Source organism: Micromonospora sp. DT4 (assembly GCF_049841675.1).
GTDB lineage: Bacteria > Actinomycetota > Actinomycetes > Mycobacteriales > Micromonosporaceae > Micromonospora.
Genome location: NZ_JBNCKT010000001.1, coordinates 26,094 through 42,476, shown reverse-complemented (window position 1 = coordinate 42,476; position 16,383 = coordinate 26,094). Strand labels below are relative to the sequence as shown.

Here is a 16,383-nt window from a genome sequence, read left to right as displayed (position 1 = left end):
AAGTGCAGAGAAGGCTGGTACGTCGACATCGAGCACGCCGACGCCGTGATCACCCGCTACTGCCACCAGATCGAGCGCCCGCACGTGCAGATCGGCCAGCAGGTCATCGCCGGTCAGGTCATCGGCCTGTCCGGGACCAGCGGCCACTCCAGCGGGCCCCACCTGCACTACGAGGTCCACCTGCACGGCGACAGCAGCAACGCCGGTGCCGTCGACCCGGTGACCTGGATGGCTGCCCACGGGGCGCCACTCGGCACTTCCTGACCCGAAGTCGGTCAAACCTAACGCGCGACTGCCTTTCCGGCAGAGCGCATTCCCCTCTTCCGTCGATCGGAGTACCACCTTCATGCCCAAAATCTGGTGGCGTCTCGCTGACGTCTCACCGCTGGCTGAGCACGCTATTCACACCCCGACCGTCAACGCCCCCGCACGCCTGCTCGAGCGCGCCGGTCGCCTCAACGCGATGCCCGGGCTGATCTTCGAGCTCGACGCCGACGGCGACGACACCCTGGCCTCCACCGGCTGGCCCGCCTGGTACGGCGAGGACGGCCAGCCGCATCGGGCGTACGCCCTGACCTGGCGGCACCCCGCCACGGCGACCAGCGGCTCCTACGACCATGCCGCACCCCGCGGGGACTATCTGCTGCTCACCGTCATTCGCCGCGACCGCAGCATTCCGAGGGTGATCGACACCATCCGCGAGGGCGTCCAGCGAAAGCACCACTGGTTCTGGGTCGACACCACCGGCCGCTGGCCGTTCCCGTGCGGCACCGCCGACCACCGCGACGAGATTGTCCCCGACACCGCGACCTGGATACCAGCGACGGTCACCTCCCGCGCCGTCCACGGCCACCGGTATCCGGCGCTGGTCGCCGACGGCTACCTCGGCGCCGGCGGCGTCCTGCCCCGGTTCACCCGCGAAACCGCCGCCGAGATCGCCGCCGACCTGGCCCGCCTCAACGAGGACGGCGAGCTGATGCCCGGCGAGTTCCCGACGATGCGCTTCGACGGGGACGTCGCCGTCATCTCCTGGCAGCAGCACAGCCTGACCGACGAACGCGTACTGGAGATCGACCGCTGCCACCGCGACGCCGAAGGGCTGTACGCGATCGGCGCCTACCAGTGGACCTGGCTGACAACAGTCGACCAGGACCCCGGCCAGGCGCACGACTGCCTGAGTGCACGGACGCTGCGCTATGTCGCGCACTACGGCGCGCCGGGAACAGGACAAGCCTGGCAGTGCTTCGCCTGCGGCGAGCAGTGGTCGTACGTCGACGGAGTCTTCCACCCCCTCGAATCCGGCGCCCACCTGCTGACGCCGGAGCAGTGCCGGTAAACCCGCCGCACCAGCACCAGCCGCCGAACACGACCACGCCAAGGCGGACCACCCTGGCACCGACACGGGCTGCTGCCCTCTGCGCCACATCCCCGTGCATCAAGCGCCTCATCACTCACTCCTTGCAAGCCCCGGTCCGGCATCCCGCCGGCCGGGGCTTGTTTCGTTTCCCCTCGAAGGACCTCTCACCATGACCTCTGACACTGCCGCCCTCGTCGCCATCGATGTATTCCTCGGCCCCTACCCGGCCCGCGTCACCACCCCGGCCGCAGCGCGGACCCTGCTGGTCCCACGGTTTCGTCTCAAGGTGGCCCGCCGCCTCGCCGACGCCACCGCCGCGCTCGCCGCCGGCACCGGCCGCGTCGTCACCGTCACCGGCAACCGGGTCGCGGTGGCCGAACTGCGCGACGGTCACCTCCTGAACGAGGAGCTGATCGCCGCCGGCCCGGACGGGCGCTACCCGGTGCCCGCGCCGCTGGGGCAGTGGTCGCTGGTCGAGACCGGCTGGGACCGCGACGGCGACTGCGAGTGCGGGACCTGCACCTGCCCGCCCGTGTGCGCGGTGTGTGCGCAGCCCGTCGACGGCGGGCACGCCCCGACCTGCGTCTGGCCCGCGGGCAGCGCAGCCTGGGAACGGCCGGCGATCGCGCCGGCGGCGGTGGTCCTCGACGTGCACCGCCACCGCCCCGGATGCGTGTTCGTCCGCCGCCGCCCCGGCCCGCTGTTCAGCGGCGTCCGGCAAGGCTGCGCGTTCTGCGGCGAGCCCGGCGCCCGCAGCAGCCACACCCTCACCCGCGCTGACGGATCGGTTGAGCACCACCAGCGGTGCCGGGCGTGCCTGCAGATCTGGCAGGCCACCAACTGATCCAACACCGCGAGCCCGACCCGCACCACCAGCGACAACTTCATCCAACCACCCCTGAGGGGCCGGACCGGCAGCACGCCGGTGCGGCCCCTCTTTCCATTTCCGGAGGAGCAACGCAATGCAGCACTCACCCCTGTCCCGCACCGGCATGCACGCCATGACCAGTCCCGGCGGGACCATCTTCAACCGGTCCGGCACCGTCAAGCTCGGCCCGAAGCAGCTGCGCGAGCAGATCCTCGGCGTCCTGGCCGGCGACCCCGCCAAAGTGTTCAGCCTTCGGGAGATCCGTGCCGCGATCGGCCGGAGCAGCGGCGCCGTCCCGCTGGCGGTCAAGAAGCTCGTCGAGCTTGGCCAGGCCGAGTACACCGGCGGCGGGTACCGGTTCTCCGCCGCGACCGGCACCCTCCCGGCCCCAGCGCCGACCAACCCGATCTCGCAGGCCGCGCCGACCAGGCCCGGGCCGATCCAGCGGCCCAGCGGCGACCTCTACTACCCGCGTGCCCTCGCCGGCGGCTCCGACGTCGATGTCCTGCGCAAGCTACGCGCCGCCGGGCTGCCGGTCCTGCTCTACGGCCCGCCCGGCACCGGCAAGACGTCGCTGCTCGAAGCCGCGTTCCCCGACCTGGTCACCCTCGCCGGAGACGAGGACACCACCGTCGGCGACCTGGTCGGCGACTACGTGCCCGACGGGACCGGCGGCTACCGGTGGGTCGACGGACCGCTGACCGTGGCGATGACCACCGGCGCTGTCCTGCTCGTCGACGACGCCACCTTGATCAACCCGAAAGTCCTCGCCGCGATGTACCCGGTCATGGACGGACGCGGCCAGCTCGTCCTCAAAGCCCACGCCGGCCGCATCGTGCGCTCCGCGCCGGGCTTCTACACCGTCGCCGGCCACAACCCCGGCGTCCACGGCGCGGTGCTGACCGAAGCCCTCGCCTCCCGGTTCACCGCGCACATCGAGGTGACCACCGACTACGACCTCGCCCAACGCCTCGGCGTCGACCGGCGCCTGGTCTCCGCGGCCCGCTCCCTGACGGCCAAGGTCAAGACCGGGGAGATCGGCTGGTCACCGCAGATGCGCGAACTCCTCGGCGCCAAACGTCTGGCCGCCGAGATCGGCCTGGACAACGCGATCGCCAACCTCATCGGGATCGCCCCGCCCGAGGACCGCGACACCGTCATCGCCGAACTCAAGACCGCGATGAGGACGCCGCCACCGGCTCCTCTCGCCGTCGGCAAGCAACTCTGAACCCCACCCCCTCAAGGAGTACAGCTATGTCTTCCCATGTCACCGCGCCCACGCAGGCCCTGACACACCCGCCGATCGCCCCGGCCTGGCGACCGTGGTCGGCAGCCTGGACCGACCTGGTCAAACGCCTCACCCCCCGCCACGACCTGTCGGTCATCGTCACCCCCGGCGCGGGCCACGGAGCACCCGCGATGTTCACCGTCCCCGACGCGACCATCGAAGTAGACGCCACCCACATCAAGATCGACCCAGCGGTCGTCGACCCCGCCGACCTCACGCTGCGACCCCTGTACGCGACAGGGTGGGGGCTGCTGGTCCACGAGGCCGCGCACGCCACCCACACCCGCTGGCCCAACAAGGTCGACGAACAGGCCCACGACCCGCAGGTCCTGGAAGCAGCGATGCTCCTGGAAGAGGCACGCTGCGAACACCGGCAGCTTCAGCGCCGGCCCCGCGACCAGCACTGGCTGCACGCCGCGGTCACCGAACTGATCCTGCCCGGCTCCACCGTTCAAGTCAGCCGGACGCAGGCCGCCATGACCGCCGCGCTGGTCCTGGGCCGCGTCGACGGCGGTGTCCTGACCGCTGAGGAAGCCGCCGAGGTCCGGGCGGCCGTCCGCAAAGCGCTGGGCGGCAAACTCCTGCGCAAGCTGGAGACGATCTGGCGCCGGGCCCTGCGCACCGGCGACGACGACCACCCGGCGATGCTCGAATGGGGCCGCCGGTGGGTCCGCGCCCTCGGGCGTGACCCGCACCTGCCCCTGCCAGGGCTCAGCGGTGACGAAATCCGCCACGCGATCGAGGGCATGCTCGTGGCCGTCCTGGGGCAGCTCGCCATGGATGCGATCGACGCCCTCAACGAACTGGCCCGCCGCCAGCGCACAGGCGAAAAGGCCACCGAGGATGCCATCCGCCGCGCCGCCAAAGCCGCCGCCGACGCGGTGTTCCAGCGGGTGGCCAAGCTCCCGACCCGGCCCGCCAGCGACGCCGAACGCGCCGCGTCGGGCAGGCTGACCCGCGCGCTGCGGGCAGCGTCGCTGCGCGAGCCGACCGTCACCCCCTACACCTCCGCGGTCCCGCCGGGACGGCTGAGCGTCCGCGCGGCGATGAGCAGCGACGTCCAGCGCGCGATGGGGCAGAACCCGACCGCCGAGCCGTGGCGGCACAAGCGCCGCAAGGCCAACCCCCGCCCGCCGCTGCGGGTCGGGATCACCATCGACGTGTCCGGCAGCATGACCCACTTCCTCGACCCCGCCGCGTCCACGACCTGGATCGTCGCCCACGCCACCAGCCGCCTGCCCGGCTCGGCGAGCGCCGCGATCACGTTCGGCACCCGTGTCCGCGCGATCAGCCGACCCGGCCAGCCCACCCCCGCCGTCCCGATCCTGCCCCAGGAAGGCGCGACCAGCGGATTCGTGACCGCCGTCGACGCCCTCGACCACGCCCTCGGCCTGTCCCAGACCGGGCACAGCGCCCGCCTACTCGTCGTGATCAGCGACGGCTACCTGGACTGGCCAGACCTGCTGCCCGGCCAGGGCCGCATCGACCGGCTTTTACGGACCGGCTGCGGCCTGCTGTGGATCGCCCCCGAACAGTGTGTCCCGTTGCGCGGCGGGCAGACCGTCATCGCCGACGATGCCGCCACCATCGGCGACCTCATCACCTCCGCCGCAGTCGAAGCGCTCCGCGCCCGCTAAAACCCACCACACTCGCAGCGCCGCCCCAGGTCAGGTCAGGGACCTGCTGGGGCGGCGCTGCCCTCATGTCCGGAGACACCCACGAACAGCGATCTCATCGACGAGGTCGCCGCGCCGACCCGTGACGGATACCAGCTCACCCGCATCCACCGGGTCGGCCCGCACACCATCCGCATCCATCTGTACCGCGACACCGACCCCCACTACAGCAACGCCACCGCCCAGGCCCTCACCCCAACGCTGACCTGGACCAACCTGTGCACCGACCCGCCCAGCCGCTGGCACGACGCCCCCAGCCGCACCTACCTGGCCGCATTCGCCGACACCCTCCTACGCCGCGCCGCGCCGCGCCGCCGCCGTCCCGGGCGCAGCCCAACCCGCCGTCTCCGCGCTGGCCCTGTGACCGCTCCGGACCAGCCCGCGGCGCCGACGGCCACCCGCTTCTTACCCCTTCCTCGAAAGGCCCTCAGCATGACCACTCACGACCACAACCCGTTCGCGGCACCTCCCGGCGAGGCGGAAATCGATGCCCGGGTGCAGACCGCCCGCCTCGAACTCGCCCTGCTGCGCCACCGCGCCCGCACCACCGCCATCGCCGCCGTGCGCGCCGGCTGGTGGCTGCACACCGTTGCCCACCAAACCCTCACCGACGCCGGCCTGCCTGGGCTGCCGATGCTCTGGCCCATCCACGTGCGGCTGCCCCTGCGGTGGGCCATCATCGCCGTCGACGCCGAACAAGCCCTCGCGCAAGCCCGGCCGCCTCTCACCGCCGCCGTAGAAGGCTGCTTCGGCGACGTCGCGGCCGTCGGCCCCGTCACCATCCGGTCAATCACCAATAACGAGCCGGACGAGCGAAGCGAGCAGGACGAGGCCCGCTACCAGGTCGGCGTCACCGTCACGCTCGACCTGTCGGTGACCGCCGTACGCGAAGACCAGGCCCTCGCCCAAGCCCGCGACCTGGTCACCGCCCGTCTCGGCTCGCGCAGCAATCTGGCACCCTGCGGCGGCGGGCAGTACCTGCTACCCGAGGAACGCGGCGTCTGGGACCTCGACATCCCACCGCTGGACCCTGAGCTGGACGGTCCCGGCGACAGCGACCTACGCCACCTCGTCGCTCATGGCGGCGAAGCCACCGGCAGCTTATACAACCTGGACCGGATCATCGCAGACCTGACCTGGCTGCGGCGCGCTCTGCGGTCACCCGTGATCGACGGCATCGGCGACAGCATCGGCTACCGGGCCGGCGACGACGGCTACCACTTCGCGGACCAGATCCTGCAGGCCATGGGGCTGGAGCCGCTGCCCCGATCCTGGCAGTACGAGATCACCACCCAGCTGCCCGTCACTGTCGACACCGCCAACGCCGACGACGTGCTGGCCGCGAGCTACCGCCAGGTGGCCGACATATCGGCGACAGCCCCGCAGCGGCTGCTGCCCATCACCGTCACCGACCAGCTCCACCACGACCACCAGGTCCAGGAGTTGGAGCCCGGCCGATACCGGGTCGTACGGACGATGGCCTACCTGGTGTGCCTGCGCGGTCCGGCCAGCCAGGTCCTCGCCGAAGCCGCCGTCCACGCCCAGCTGGCCACGTTCGACCCCGACAACACCGAACTCGCCCTGCACACCGTCGTACTCGGCCGGCGCGTCGACCGGCTCCTCGACCGCGACCACGACTAACGACCCCATTACGCAAGCGGTCAGCCGCCCTGGCTGGCCGCTTGCTGTCCTTCAACAACGCACACGGGCACCCGCCCACCAAGCGGCGACTTGATCAACGCGCGAAGTCGAGCGTGACTGCACCCCGGCCCGCCACCGCCTGCGGCGTACCCGACCGCGTCAGCCATGCCGCTGGCCGCAGACGGTGGCGGCCCACACCGCCGAACACCAACCGGAGAGGATATCAGCCCATGGTTACCCAGCACCGCCGCGCGATTCCGCGCACGGTCACCGACGTCTTGTTGTGGCTGCTCGCCAGCGACGTCGCCACCGCCCACCAACCCCAGCCGCACCAGCCCGACCGCTGCGCCAACCCGCGCTGCGCCGACCAGGCGTACCCCTGCCCGCCAGCGCGCGACGCCCACCGTGCCCAGCAGGCCGCCACCGGCCCTCAGCCCCGCGCGCGAGGCCGCGCCCGGGTCGCCGCGCCGGCCACGGTCACCGGCTGGTTCAGGCACTCGCGCACCCAGCCCTGCGCCGCCTGACAGCGACGACATCCATAGCCGAGCCAGACCACATTGATGGAGGTGCCGTGAGCTTCCGTAACGAGTCGACCCTCGCCCGTTTCAGCCATGAACCTCTATCCCTCAAGCTCTGGCCTCCACGCTAGGAGGGGAATGGCACCGAGGGTCTTCGCAGATCGAGCTGACTTTTGGCCTTCTCCCGATTCGCGCGCAGCGGGGGCCTGATCTGGGGCCGGTTTGTGCTCGGGGCGCTCCGTCCCGCGCACAAACCGGCCCCTTTTCTCGTCGGGAGCAGACCTTCATCAGCATGTCCACGAGCCATTCTCGCTGCGACATCGGCTCTTACCGGGCTGGCGAAACACGACGCGTTCCAGGTCGTCATCTGACCAGGTTGCGTTCCTTCGAATCGGCGTACGCGGCTGCTGCCTTCTGGGCCTGCGCCGACCGTCGCCGGCGCAGCCCGGCCAGCAGGTTGTCGCAGTGGCGGGCCAGATCGTCCGTCGGTTCCAGGCCCTTCTGCTCGAGAATGTGGGTCAGGATGCGGCGCAGGCGGCGGATCGCGTCGGCGTCGCCGAGCAGAGCGTGCAGGTCCATGGCCTGCCGGTAGAGATCTTCGGCCAGCGGCTCTTCGTTGATGGCGTCCTGCAGCACGTCGAGGGCTTCCTGTGGCTTGCCGAGCCCGGCAAGCGTCGACGCTAGGGCGACGCGGGCGTCGAGGACCTCGCGGGTGATGCCGAGGGCGATGGGCTCCATCCAGTCGTACAGCGCCCCGTCGGCGAACTGGCCCTTCACCTCGGCCAGCGCCCGGCGCAAGGCCTCGGCCTTCACGGTCGGGCTCGGCGCCGTCGCCGCGGTCTTGAGTGCTGACCGCATTCGCCACAGGTCGACGTCCAGCATGTCGGGCTTGAGGATGTAGACGCCGGGAGGATGGGCGAGGAAGTCGTCGCCGTCGCCGCCGCCGGCTGCGGCGATGAGCAGGTTGCGCAGCCCGGTGACCATCGTGTGCAGTTGCGCCGGGGCTTTGCTGTGTGCGACGTCGGGAAGCAGGTCTTCCAGGATGGCGTTGTTGGAGGCCCGTCCGTCGACGGCGATCAGGTATGCCATGAGTTCCCACGGCGGATTCCGTTTGGGTTTGGGCTGCCCTACCGGGTTGTGGATCTTAAGTGGTCCGAGCACCGACACTTGGACGGGCAGGCGCGGTTCCGCCTCCGTGCCTGTGTCTGAGGTGCGGCCAGGCTGCGGCGCGGCTGGTTGTGCAGCGAGGCTGCCGCCAGGGGATCCGGTTTCGGTGCTGGGCTCTTCGTGAACACCGTCGGGCTCCGCGGCCGCACCGTGGGTCTTTTGTTCGTCGTGGGCTGGCTCGTCGTCGGCTGGTGCGGTGATTGGTTGTGGCTGGCCGGTCTGGCTTTCGGTCAGGGTGCGTAGCAGGTCCAGCGCTTCATCGGTCTTGAGGAGCCCGGCGGTCGAGCCGTCATTGCCGAGGCTGGGGACGGCGGTGAGGCTGACCGGGATCCAGCGCAGGTTGACCGGTCCGCCCTGGGCGGCCAGTGCGGTGGCACGGATGGTCGCGTCCTCGTCTGCGGTCAGCAGGGTGATCGGCGGCATCGGTTCGGCGAGCGGGTCCGCGTCGCGTAGCGCTGCGGCGTCGGTTTGGTCGTGTTCGGCCAGGATGCGTACACGCAGCAGGAGTTGCTGCTCGCACCAGTCGATCGCGGCGTCGCTGGAGGCGGTGACGGTCAGGCGGGGCTGGGCGGCGATGTCGTCTTCGCTCGCGCCGGGGATGAGGCTGGCGAGCGTGCCGGTGGTGGTCATGACGTGGCTGCGGGAGTCGGTGTCCTCGCGGTCGTCGGCGAGCGCGGCGATGAGCAGCCCGCGGCCCGCGGCCAGGCCGATGGCAGCGGGTGCGGTGGCAACCGGGGGTGGGCTCAGAGGTACGGGTGCCGCGGCGATGACCTGGGCAGGTGGCGGTGTGTCGTCGTAGGTGGCGTTCTGGGCCAGGTGTGTCCGGACCTGGCGGATCACTGCCGGGGTGCGCACGAGGTCTGGGTCGCTGGTGCGGGGCCGTGCCGATGGCGGGTTGGGGGTGTAGCGGCGGCGGCGGTGCAGCCAGACCAGCCGGGCTGCGCCGGCGAGAGTGGCGGCCAGGCCGAGGCTGATCCAGCTGCCGCTGGGCAGGCTGAACCCGCCGCCGTCGTGTACTTCGGCGGTGGGGCTGGCCGCCGGTGCGTCGTTGCTGGGCGCGGCGCTGGGTGTGCTGGTGACGGTGCTGACGCCGTCATCACCGGGCAGGACGGCTGGTGGCTGTGCCGGTGGGACGGTCTGCTCATCGCCGTCGTGGGCGTGCTTTTTCAGGAAGCTGTCCGGCGGCGGCGTGGGCGTTTCGGGTGTGGGTTTGACGGTGTGGTCTGCGGCGGCGTCGGGCAGGGTCAGGACCCAGCCGCGGCGGATGAGGCCGGGCCGGGTGAAGGTGCGTCCGTCGTCGAAGGTCTTGCCCCGGTTGAGTTCCCAGATCTGCTGCCAGGCTTCAGGGTCGCCGAGCTGGCTGTCGGCGATGTCCCACAAGGTGTCTCCGCGGCACACCTCGTAGGTGCCGGCGGGCGCCGTGGTGACCGCGGCGGCCAGCACGATCTTCGGGCGCTCCTGGTGAGTGGCAGTGGCTTGCGGTGCGGGCGCAGCGAGGGTCGTGGCGGTGGGGGTGATGCCGTTGTAGGCCGGGATGCGCAGCTTCCAGCCGGCGTAGATGCGGGTCTGGCCCCGCTCCAGAACGCGGCCGTCGGGCTGGGGGGTGCCGTAGTTGGCTTCGGCGATGCCTTTGACCGCGGCGCGGTCCTTGAAGTAGCGCTCGGCCAGGTCGAGCAGCACTTCACCGCGCTGCACCACGTGCACGACGCCACCGCTTGTGTCGGCCGCTGCCTGGTGGGCCGTCACGTCGTTCTGGGCGGTGACGGTGGCGGTAGTGCTGACGGTGTGCACGATCGCCGCCGGGCGGGCGTTGGCGTCGTGGTCGGTGACGGTGGCGGCGGTGGCGCTGGTGATGCTCGGGGCGATGATCGCGGTCGCGACGGCGGACAGCAGGGTGCGGGCAAGCCATTGCTGGGCGGAAAGGCCGGGCAGGGTGCGGGTGTTGCGGCCGAACAGCGCGGGGACCTCGGTGATGACGGCGACGGCGAACGACAGCCATGCCAGCCAGCCGACGCAGGTGAACACGGCCAGGAAGAGGGTGCCGTCGTCGCGGGCCATCGGGTTGTCGGCGAAGGCGGCCAGGGCGGGCAGCGGGTTGTGACCCAGTAGCGCCAAGGCGGCGGGGATGCCTGCCAGCAGCGCGGCGATGACGATCGCCGCGCTGAGTGCTTTGAATGCGCGCCACAACATGCTCGTGTCCCTTTGTTGCTCGGTTCAGCCGGTGATCAGCTGGGCGGTGGCGCGGCCGGAGATCGTGGCCGGCCCGCGGTAGGGCAGGCCGGCGAAGTTCGGTTGGTACGCCAGGCTGGTGGTGACGGTGACCTGCCGCAGGTCGGGGCTGAAGGTGACGGTGCCGGTGACGCCGGCGGCGGCGAGGTAGGCCTGCGCGGCGGCTTGGGCCTTGACCGGGTCGACGTGCTTGTCGCCGCCGGCGATGGCCTCGGCGATGTCGATCTGCTGGCCGGCAGTTCGGGCGGCCTGCGCGGCGATGTTGTCGGCGTTCTGCATGGCGCGGACCTGGCTGCCGGCGTCCCACACGACCATCAGCAGCACGAGGATCCCCATCGCGAACACGCCGACGAAGATGCTCATGCTGCCCTGGTCGTCGCGCCGCAGCCGGTCGATGATCGTCTTCATGACCGGGCACGGAACTGGTCGAGCGGGGAGATGAAGCTTGTCGTCAGGGTTTTGCTGCCGGGCATGCCGGGGATCGCGACCAGGTCGGCGTAGCTGACGGTGCACGACAGTGTGACGGTGACCGTGGCCGGTTGGCCGACCGGGACGGTGAACCCGCCGGTGTTGACCTCGACTCGGTGGCTGGTGCACGAGCTTCCGGCGCTGGCCAGGCTCGCGTCGGCCGCCTGGTTGGCGCTGCGGTTCGCGTCGGAGGCGGTGCGTGACAGCGACGCGGCGCGGGCCGAGTCGTGGGCCGCGTCGGCTACAGCGCTGGCCGCCGCACTGGTTCGGCCGACGAGGATCGCCAGCATGATTAACAGGATGAGGGCAGGCGCGACGATGGCCGCGTCGAGGGCGACCGAGCCCCGGTCATCCCTCGACCTGAAATCCCTGTTGTGTCTTGTGTCTGGCATGAAACGCACCTCCTTCGGCGCTGTAGGAACACCCTGAGCCTGGGGATCAGTTGGTCGTGAATTCTTCGATCGGCCCTGACGAGCGGACGGTGAACCGCACCCACCCGTCGGGGAGCAGGGACATCGGGGTCGCGGTGACCGCGACGGTGATCTGCCGACCCGTGGAGGTGACGGTGACCTCCCGCCCGGTGAGCAGCCGGTCCCCGGCAGCGCGGGACATGAAGTCCATCGCCCGTTCGCGGCCGTCGGCCGGGCTGGCGGCGTAGGCGCGGGCGGCGTCGGCGCCCTGCTGCGCGGCGGCCTGGGCGACGTTGCGGGCGTGGTACAGGAATCCGGCCTGGATGGCGATGATGGCGAGTACGAGCAGGGCCGGGATGACGATCGCGTACTCCAGGGGTGAGGAGCCCCGGTCGTCGGTGATCCCGGCCCTGGCTCGGTGCCGCAGGGTTGCCATCAGCATCGTCGTCACTGGCCGGTCAGCGGACCGCGTCGCGGATGCCTTCGCCGAGGTCCGAGCCGACGGTGGTGAGGATGGTGACGATCGCGATCGCGACGGCGATGCCGCCGACGAGCATGACCAGGCCGGGGATGGGGGCTTCGCCGCGGTCGGTGGCGTCGGTGCCGCCGGTGCGGGTGACCACCCAGGTGTGGGCGCGCAGCAGGGTGTTCCTCATGAGGGTGCCTTTCTCTTCTCTTACCTAGCGGATTTGCATGCTGAGCAGGAACGGGTAGACGGCGATGCCGATGCCGACCATGAGCAGCGCCGCGCCGAGGGCGTCGAGGGCGGTGCTGCCCTTCTTCGCGGCGGCGAGTTCGTCGAAGCGGATCTGGTCGCGCAGGCTAGCGGCGGCGTCGCGCAGGGTGTCGTAGACGTCCGCGCCGTTGGCGCCGGCGGCCTGCATGTTGTCGCCCAGGTCGCCCAGTGCTGGCACGCGCAGGGTGGCGCCGAGTGTTCGGAGCTGATCCCAGGGCTCTTCCTGCTGGTGGCGGGAGGTGTTGAGGGTGGCGCGGATGCGGTCGAAGACCTCGCCGGTACCGACGCTCGCGGCGCGTTCGAGAGCTTCGACCGGCCCGTACCCGGATACGACCGCGGACGCGACCTGGTTGATGTACGCCTTGACGCCTTTGCGGTACCGGCGGCGGGCCTTGACGGCTTTGGTCTTGAGGTCACGGACCGCGATCAGCGCCATCGCGGCGGCCAGCAGCAGACCGGCGACCGCGGGGACGGCGAAGGTGACATGCGCACCGAGCCGGGCGAGTGAGATCGCCAGCAGCGGCGCGATCAGCAGCCCCACCAGAGCGGACGCCGCTACCGACATGGCGAACTGGCCACGGGTCTTGCCCAGGACCGCCAGGTCGGCTGGGTCGGGGGCGACCAGCGCGGTCAAGGCACCGGTGACCTTTCGTCCCGGGTGCGCCTCCGGCCTTCGGTCGGGGTCGAGGCGGGCCAGGGCGGGGCCCAGTGCCGGGGTGGCCGGGACGAGCTGCCAGATCAGATAGGCGACCGCGGCGCCGAACAAGCACCCGAAGGCGAGGGCGGCGATCAGGAGCGGGTTCATACCGGCCGCACCTCCCGGCTCATGGCGGCCAGCTCCTCGCGCTGGTCGGTGACGGTGTCGGGGCGGCGCAGTATCCGCTCCCCGCGCTTGGGCATGTTCAGCGAACGGCCGGCCAGCAGCAGCGCGACGCACAAGCCGATCCCCACCGCCAGGACAATCTGTCCGACACCCCGCCCGAACGGATCGATGTAGCCCGGCATCGCCAGCCCAGCCAGGAACAAGGCGACCAAGGTGCTGGTGAGGACGGTCATGGTCATACGGCCGTTGGCGCGTTCGGCGTAGATCTCCTGCCGCTGCGCGGCTTCGGCGGCGGCGTCGTTGGCGGCCTGGCCGAGCTGCTCGCCCAGGCGGGTGCCACGCAGGTTGGCGTGCTGGATGAGGCTGGCGATGATCTCGTCGGCGTGCTCGTCGTCGAGGTCGGCGGCGAACGCGTACAGCGAATCGGTGATGTCGCTGCCGGCCTGCAGGCGTAGCGCAAGCTCCCGCACCTCGCCGTAGGTCTCCGGCGGCGAGTTGTCGAGACTGGTGACGATCGCCTGCTGCAGCCCCATACCCCGGGCGACCAAGTCGCGCAGGCGGCGCGTCCACGACTCGATGGCCTGCAGCCGCGCGATCGCGTCCGCTTCGATCGCACCCGCGCCCAGCAGCCAGGGCAGCCCTGGCACGGCGAGCGCGACAACCAGCGCGAGCACGGGCACCCCGCTGTAGAGCCACACGATCACGGCCCCGCCAACACCGGCAGCCAGCAGCCGCTGGTGTTTCCGTCGCGCCGAAGCGTTGCGGTACGGGCCCTCCCAGACGCGGCGCAACCACCGGCTCGTGCTGCTTTCCCCCGAGGCTCTGCCGGCGCCGATACGGCCGGTGAGTAGACCGATGAGCAGCAGGACCCCGGTGGCCAGCGCGACGCCGGCGAGCAGGGCGAGGAATGCGAGCGTCATCAGCGGGCCAGCCTGTTCAGCGGGCGGGGCCACTGGCCCCTGCCGACGTGCCGGTTGAGGTCACCGAGGTCGTAGCCGACCTGCAGCAGGTCCTCGCGGTGGCGCTCGGGCAGGTGCTGCGGCACCGCCCGGCCCGAGGCGTCCGGGCCGAACACGGTCGTGTACTTCACCTGCCCGTCAACGACACCGTTCAACTCCAGCACATGGGACACGAACCGGTGTTTCGCGCCGCCGATCTTGCTCTCGTCGGCGAGGTGCACGTACACGATGTAGTCGATCGCGCCGGACACCTGCCGGTATGCCCGCTCGACACTGTTCTCGTTGCGGTGGGCGAGGGCGAGCTCGACGACACGGTCGAAGACGAGGTCGACGTGGCGGGCGTGGATGGTGCAGAAGCTGCCGCCGGTGGTGGACATGGCCTGCAGCGCGGCGATGATCTCCTCGTCGCGGACCTCGCCGACGATGACTCTTTGTGTGTTGAGTCGCTGCGTGATCGGGAACATCGTTCCGAGCCGCAGCTCGCCGACCGGGCGTCCGTCCGGGCCGAGCCCGCCGTGCCCTTCACGTGCTTCCAGAGAGACGCACCACGGGTGGCGGCCGGTCAGGTGGAAGCCGAGCTCGCGGGATTCCTCCATGACGACGAACCACTCGTTGGACGGGATGCACGACCCCAGGGCGCGCAGCAGCGTCGTCTTGCCCGAGCCGCCCTTGCCCGCGATCATGATGTTGGCGTCCGATGCGACCGCCGCGGCGAGGAACCTCGCCAGGACCGGGTCGATCATGTTCCACTTCTCGCCGGTCAGGTCGTCGAGGGTGACATCGACGGTGCCGTGCCTGCGGATGACCACGACCGGCCGCTGCGACACCTGGTAGGTGACGGTCAGACGGCTGCCGTCGGGCAGCTGCATGTCCAGCATCGGCTTCGACGGCGACAGCGACCGCTCGGTCGTGCCGATCGCCGTGCCCTGCCGGGCCAGGTTCTGCACCAGGCGGATCAGGTGTTCGTCGGAGTCGGCGACCGGTTTGCCGTAGCCGATACCGCCGCCGTCGCGGTACTCGATGCGGACCTGGTCGAAGCCCAGGATGGTGATGTTCTCGATCGTCGGGTCGTCCAGCAGCGGCTGCAGACGGCCCAGCCCGACCACCTCGGCCAGCACGGCGTCCAGCAGCGCGTCTTCCTCGGCGTCGGTGACGGTGCGGGTGCGGCGCTGCGCGTCGACCCAGCCGTTGACCCGGTGGGTGGTGATCCGCTCGCCTTCGGCCCGCCGGTACTCGGCGGTCACCTCGCCCTGCTCGCGTAGCAGCCCGGTCAGCTCGTCGTGGATCTCCCGGTGCAGCTGCCGCACCACCGCGTAGTCGACAAGATCCGGAGCCTCGGCCGCCCGCCGCGGCGGCGGATAGGGCAGAGCGGGAGGCGGCGGGGCCTGCTGGACGCGGTGCAGCGCGTCGCGGATGCCCTGGGGCGTCAGGGACGGCGTGCCGTTGCGCGGGTCATGGGTGAGGGCTTCAGCCCGCATCGGCGGTCTCCAACTTCATCGCTCCGTGCCGCAGGCGGCTGGAGGTCATGACCTCGGCCAGCGGAGCGTGCAGATCCCGGCATGCTCTGACGAGGCGGTGGTGGGCCTTGATGCGGGTGCCGCCCTGGCTCAGCTCACGCGCCGAGCGTGGATCGTGCGGAAGGACACCCAGCAGCGGGACACCGAGCGTTGCGGCGGCTTCCCGGACGTGCTTGCCCTCGTCGATGACCAGCAGCCGCAACGCATCGAGCGCACGCGGGGTGTGAGCGTGCCTTTCCCGCAGATCGGTCAGGTTCGCTCTCGCGTGGGCGATCGACGGCAGCGTGCCGCGCACCACCATGACCAGGGCGTCGGCGCGCTGCAGCACCGGCCACAGCGTGTTGATCGCGTTGAGCCGGCCGCAGTCGGCGATCACGTCATACGGGCGTGGGCCCTCTGCGAGACCCGCGAACAGGCTGGCGACGGTGTCGCCGACAGTTGCCACGCCACCGGAGTCCGCCAGCCGGGCGACGCCCGGCAGCAGCAGACGGCGCCGATGCGGCGCGTCCAGATCGACGAGCTGTCCCCACCACTCGGCCTCCAGCCGACCTCGGCCGTGCAGGCTCGACAGTTCGCCGATGCCGCGGTCGGCGGGCATCTGACCGGCGAGGAAGCCCGGCAGGACATCGCCGCCAGCGGGGTCGCATTCGGCCAGAATGGTGTCGCGCTGCCACGACAGGCTCAGCGCGAGGGCGGTAACGCTCACGCCAGGTGAGCCTTTCGCTG

15 protein-coding genes and 1 pseudogene are annotated in these 16,383 nt (G+C 70.9%); 7 read left to right on the top strand and 9 right to left on the bottom strand.

From position 1 onward, the window contains the following. Positions 1–12: 12 nt before the first annotated feature. The 7 genes and pseudogenes from ACLQ24_RS00205 to ACLQ24_RS00175 form a co-directional block, all read left to right on the top strand. Positions 13–264: pseudogene (locus ACLQ24_RS00205) on the top strand (M23 family metallopeptidase); the annotation flags it as partial. An 82-nt stretch (positions 265–346) separates the two neighbouring features. Continuing rightward, complete coding sequence (locus ACLQ24_RS00200; RefSeq protein ID WP_425888323.1) at positions 347–1,336, top strand: hypothetical protein; 990 nt, start codon at positions 347–349, stop codon at positions 1,334–1,336. 190 nt (positions 1,337–1,526) lie between these two features. Continuing rightward, positions 1,527–2,201 (top strand): hypothetical protein, encoded by a 675-nt coding sequence (locus ACLQ24_RS00195; protein WP_425888322.1) that lies wholly within the window; start codon positions 1,527–1,529, stop codon positions 2,199–2,201. A gap of 118 nt (positions 2,202–2,319) precedes the next feature. Then, positions 2,320–3,453: an AAA family ATPase gene (locus ACLQ24_RS00190; protein ID WP_425888320.1), complete on the top strand. Its 1,134-nt coding sequence runs from the start codon at positions 2,320–2,322 to the stop codon at positions 3,451–3,453. Positions 3,454–3,479: 26 nt separating this feature from the next. Beyond that, the gene (locus tag ACLQ24_RS00185) at positions 3,480–5,150 is read left to right on the top strand and encodes a VWA domain-containing protein (RefSeq protein WP_425888319.1); all 1,671 of its coding nucleotides are present in this window, start codon (positions 3,480–3,482) and stop codon (positions 5,148–5,150) included. Positions 5,151–5,621: 471 nt separating this feature from the next. Further along, positions 5,622–6,830, top strand: a complete 1,209-nt coding sequence (locus ACLQ24_RS00180) for a hypothetical protein (RefSeq protein ID WP_425888317.1) — start codon at positions 5,622–5,624, stop codon at positions 6,828–6,830. Between the two features lie 230 nt (positions 6,831–7,060). Then, positions 7,061–7,354 carry a hypothetical protein gene (locus ACLQ24_RS00175; RefSeq protein WP_425888316.1) on the top strand — a complete coding sequence of 98 codons (294 nt, stop codon included), beginning with the start codon at positions 7,061–7,063 and terminating at the stop codon, positions 7,352–7,354. A gap of 357 nt (positions 7,355–7,711) precedes the next feature. Here the strand turns inward: ACLQ24_RS00175 and ACLQ24_RS00170 are convergent, their stop codons facing one another. The 9 genes from ACLQ24_RS00170 to ACLQ24_RS00130 are packed head-to-tail and all read right to left on the bottom strand — an operon-like array spanning position 7,712 to position 16,363. Then, complete coding sequence (locus ACLQ24_RS00170; RefSeq protein ID WP_425888315.1) at positions 7,712–10,705, bottom strand: BTAD domain-containing putative transcriptional regulator; 2,994 nt, start codon at positions 10,703–10,705, stop codon at positions 7,712–7,714. Positions 10,706–10,729: 24 nt separating this feature from the next. Further along, positions 10,730–11,152: a TadE/TadG family type IV pilus assembly protein gene (locus ACLQ24_RS00165; RefSeq protein ID WP_425888314.1), complete on the bottom strand. Its 423-nt coding sequence runs from the start codon at positions 11,150–11,152 to the stop codon at positions 10,730–10,732. After that, complete coding sequence (locus tag ACLQ24_RS00160; RefSeq protein WP_425888312.1) at positions 11,149–11,604, bottom strand: TadE/TadG family type IV pilus assembly protein; 456 nt, start codon at positions 11,602–11,604, stop codon at positions 11,149–11,151. Before ACLQ24_RS00160 ends, ACLQ24_RS00165 begins: the two co-directional genes overlap by 4 nt. Before the next feature lie 46 nt (positions 11,605–11,650). Beyond that, positions 11,651–12,058, bottom strand: coding sequence for a TadE family protein (locus ACLQ24_RS00155; RefSeq protein ID WP_425888311.1), 408 nt, complete (start codon positions 12,056–12,058; stop codon positions 11,651–11,653). A gap of 22 nt (positions 12,059–12,080) precedes the next feature. Then, the gene (locus ACLQ24_RS00150; RefSeq protein WP_425888310.1) at positions 12,081–12,278 is read right to left on the bottom strand and encodes a hypothetical protein; all 198 of its coding nucleotides are present in this window, start codon (positions 12,276–12,278) and stop codon (positions 12,081–12,083) included. Between the two features lie 24 nt (positions 12,279–12,302). Next, complete coding sequence (locus ACLQ24_RS00145) at positions 12,303–13,163, bottom strand: type II secretion system F family protein (RefSeq protein ID WP_425888309.1); 861 nt, start codon at positions 13,161–13,163, stop codon at positions 12,303–12,305. After that, positions 13,160–14,101, bottom strand: a complete 942-nt coding sequence (locus tag ACLQ24_RS00140; protein ID WP_425888307.1) for a type II secretion system F family protein — start codon at positions 14,099–14,101, stop codon at positions 13,160–13,162. Before ACLQ24_RS00140 ends, ACLQ24_RS00145 begins: the two co-directional genes overlap by 4 nt. Continuing rightward, positions 14,101–15,618 (bottom strand): CpaF family protein, encoded by a 1,518-nt coding sequence (locus ACLQ24_RS00135; protein WP_425888306.1) that lies wholly within the window; start codon positions 15,616–15,618, stop codon positions 14,101–14,103. Before ACLQ24_RS00135 ends, ACLQ24_RS00140 begins: the two co-directional genes overlap by 1 nt. After that, positions 15,608–16,363 (bottom strand): ParA family protein, encoded by a 756-nt coding sequence (locus ACLQ24_RS00130; RefSeq protein WP_425888305.1) that lies wholly within the window; start codon positions 16,361–16,363, stop codon positions 15,608–15,610. Before ACLQ24_RS00130 ends, ACLQ24_RS00135 begins: the two co-directional genes overlap by 11 nt. Positions 16,364–16,383: the final 20 nt, after the last annotated feature.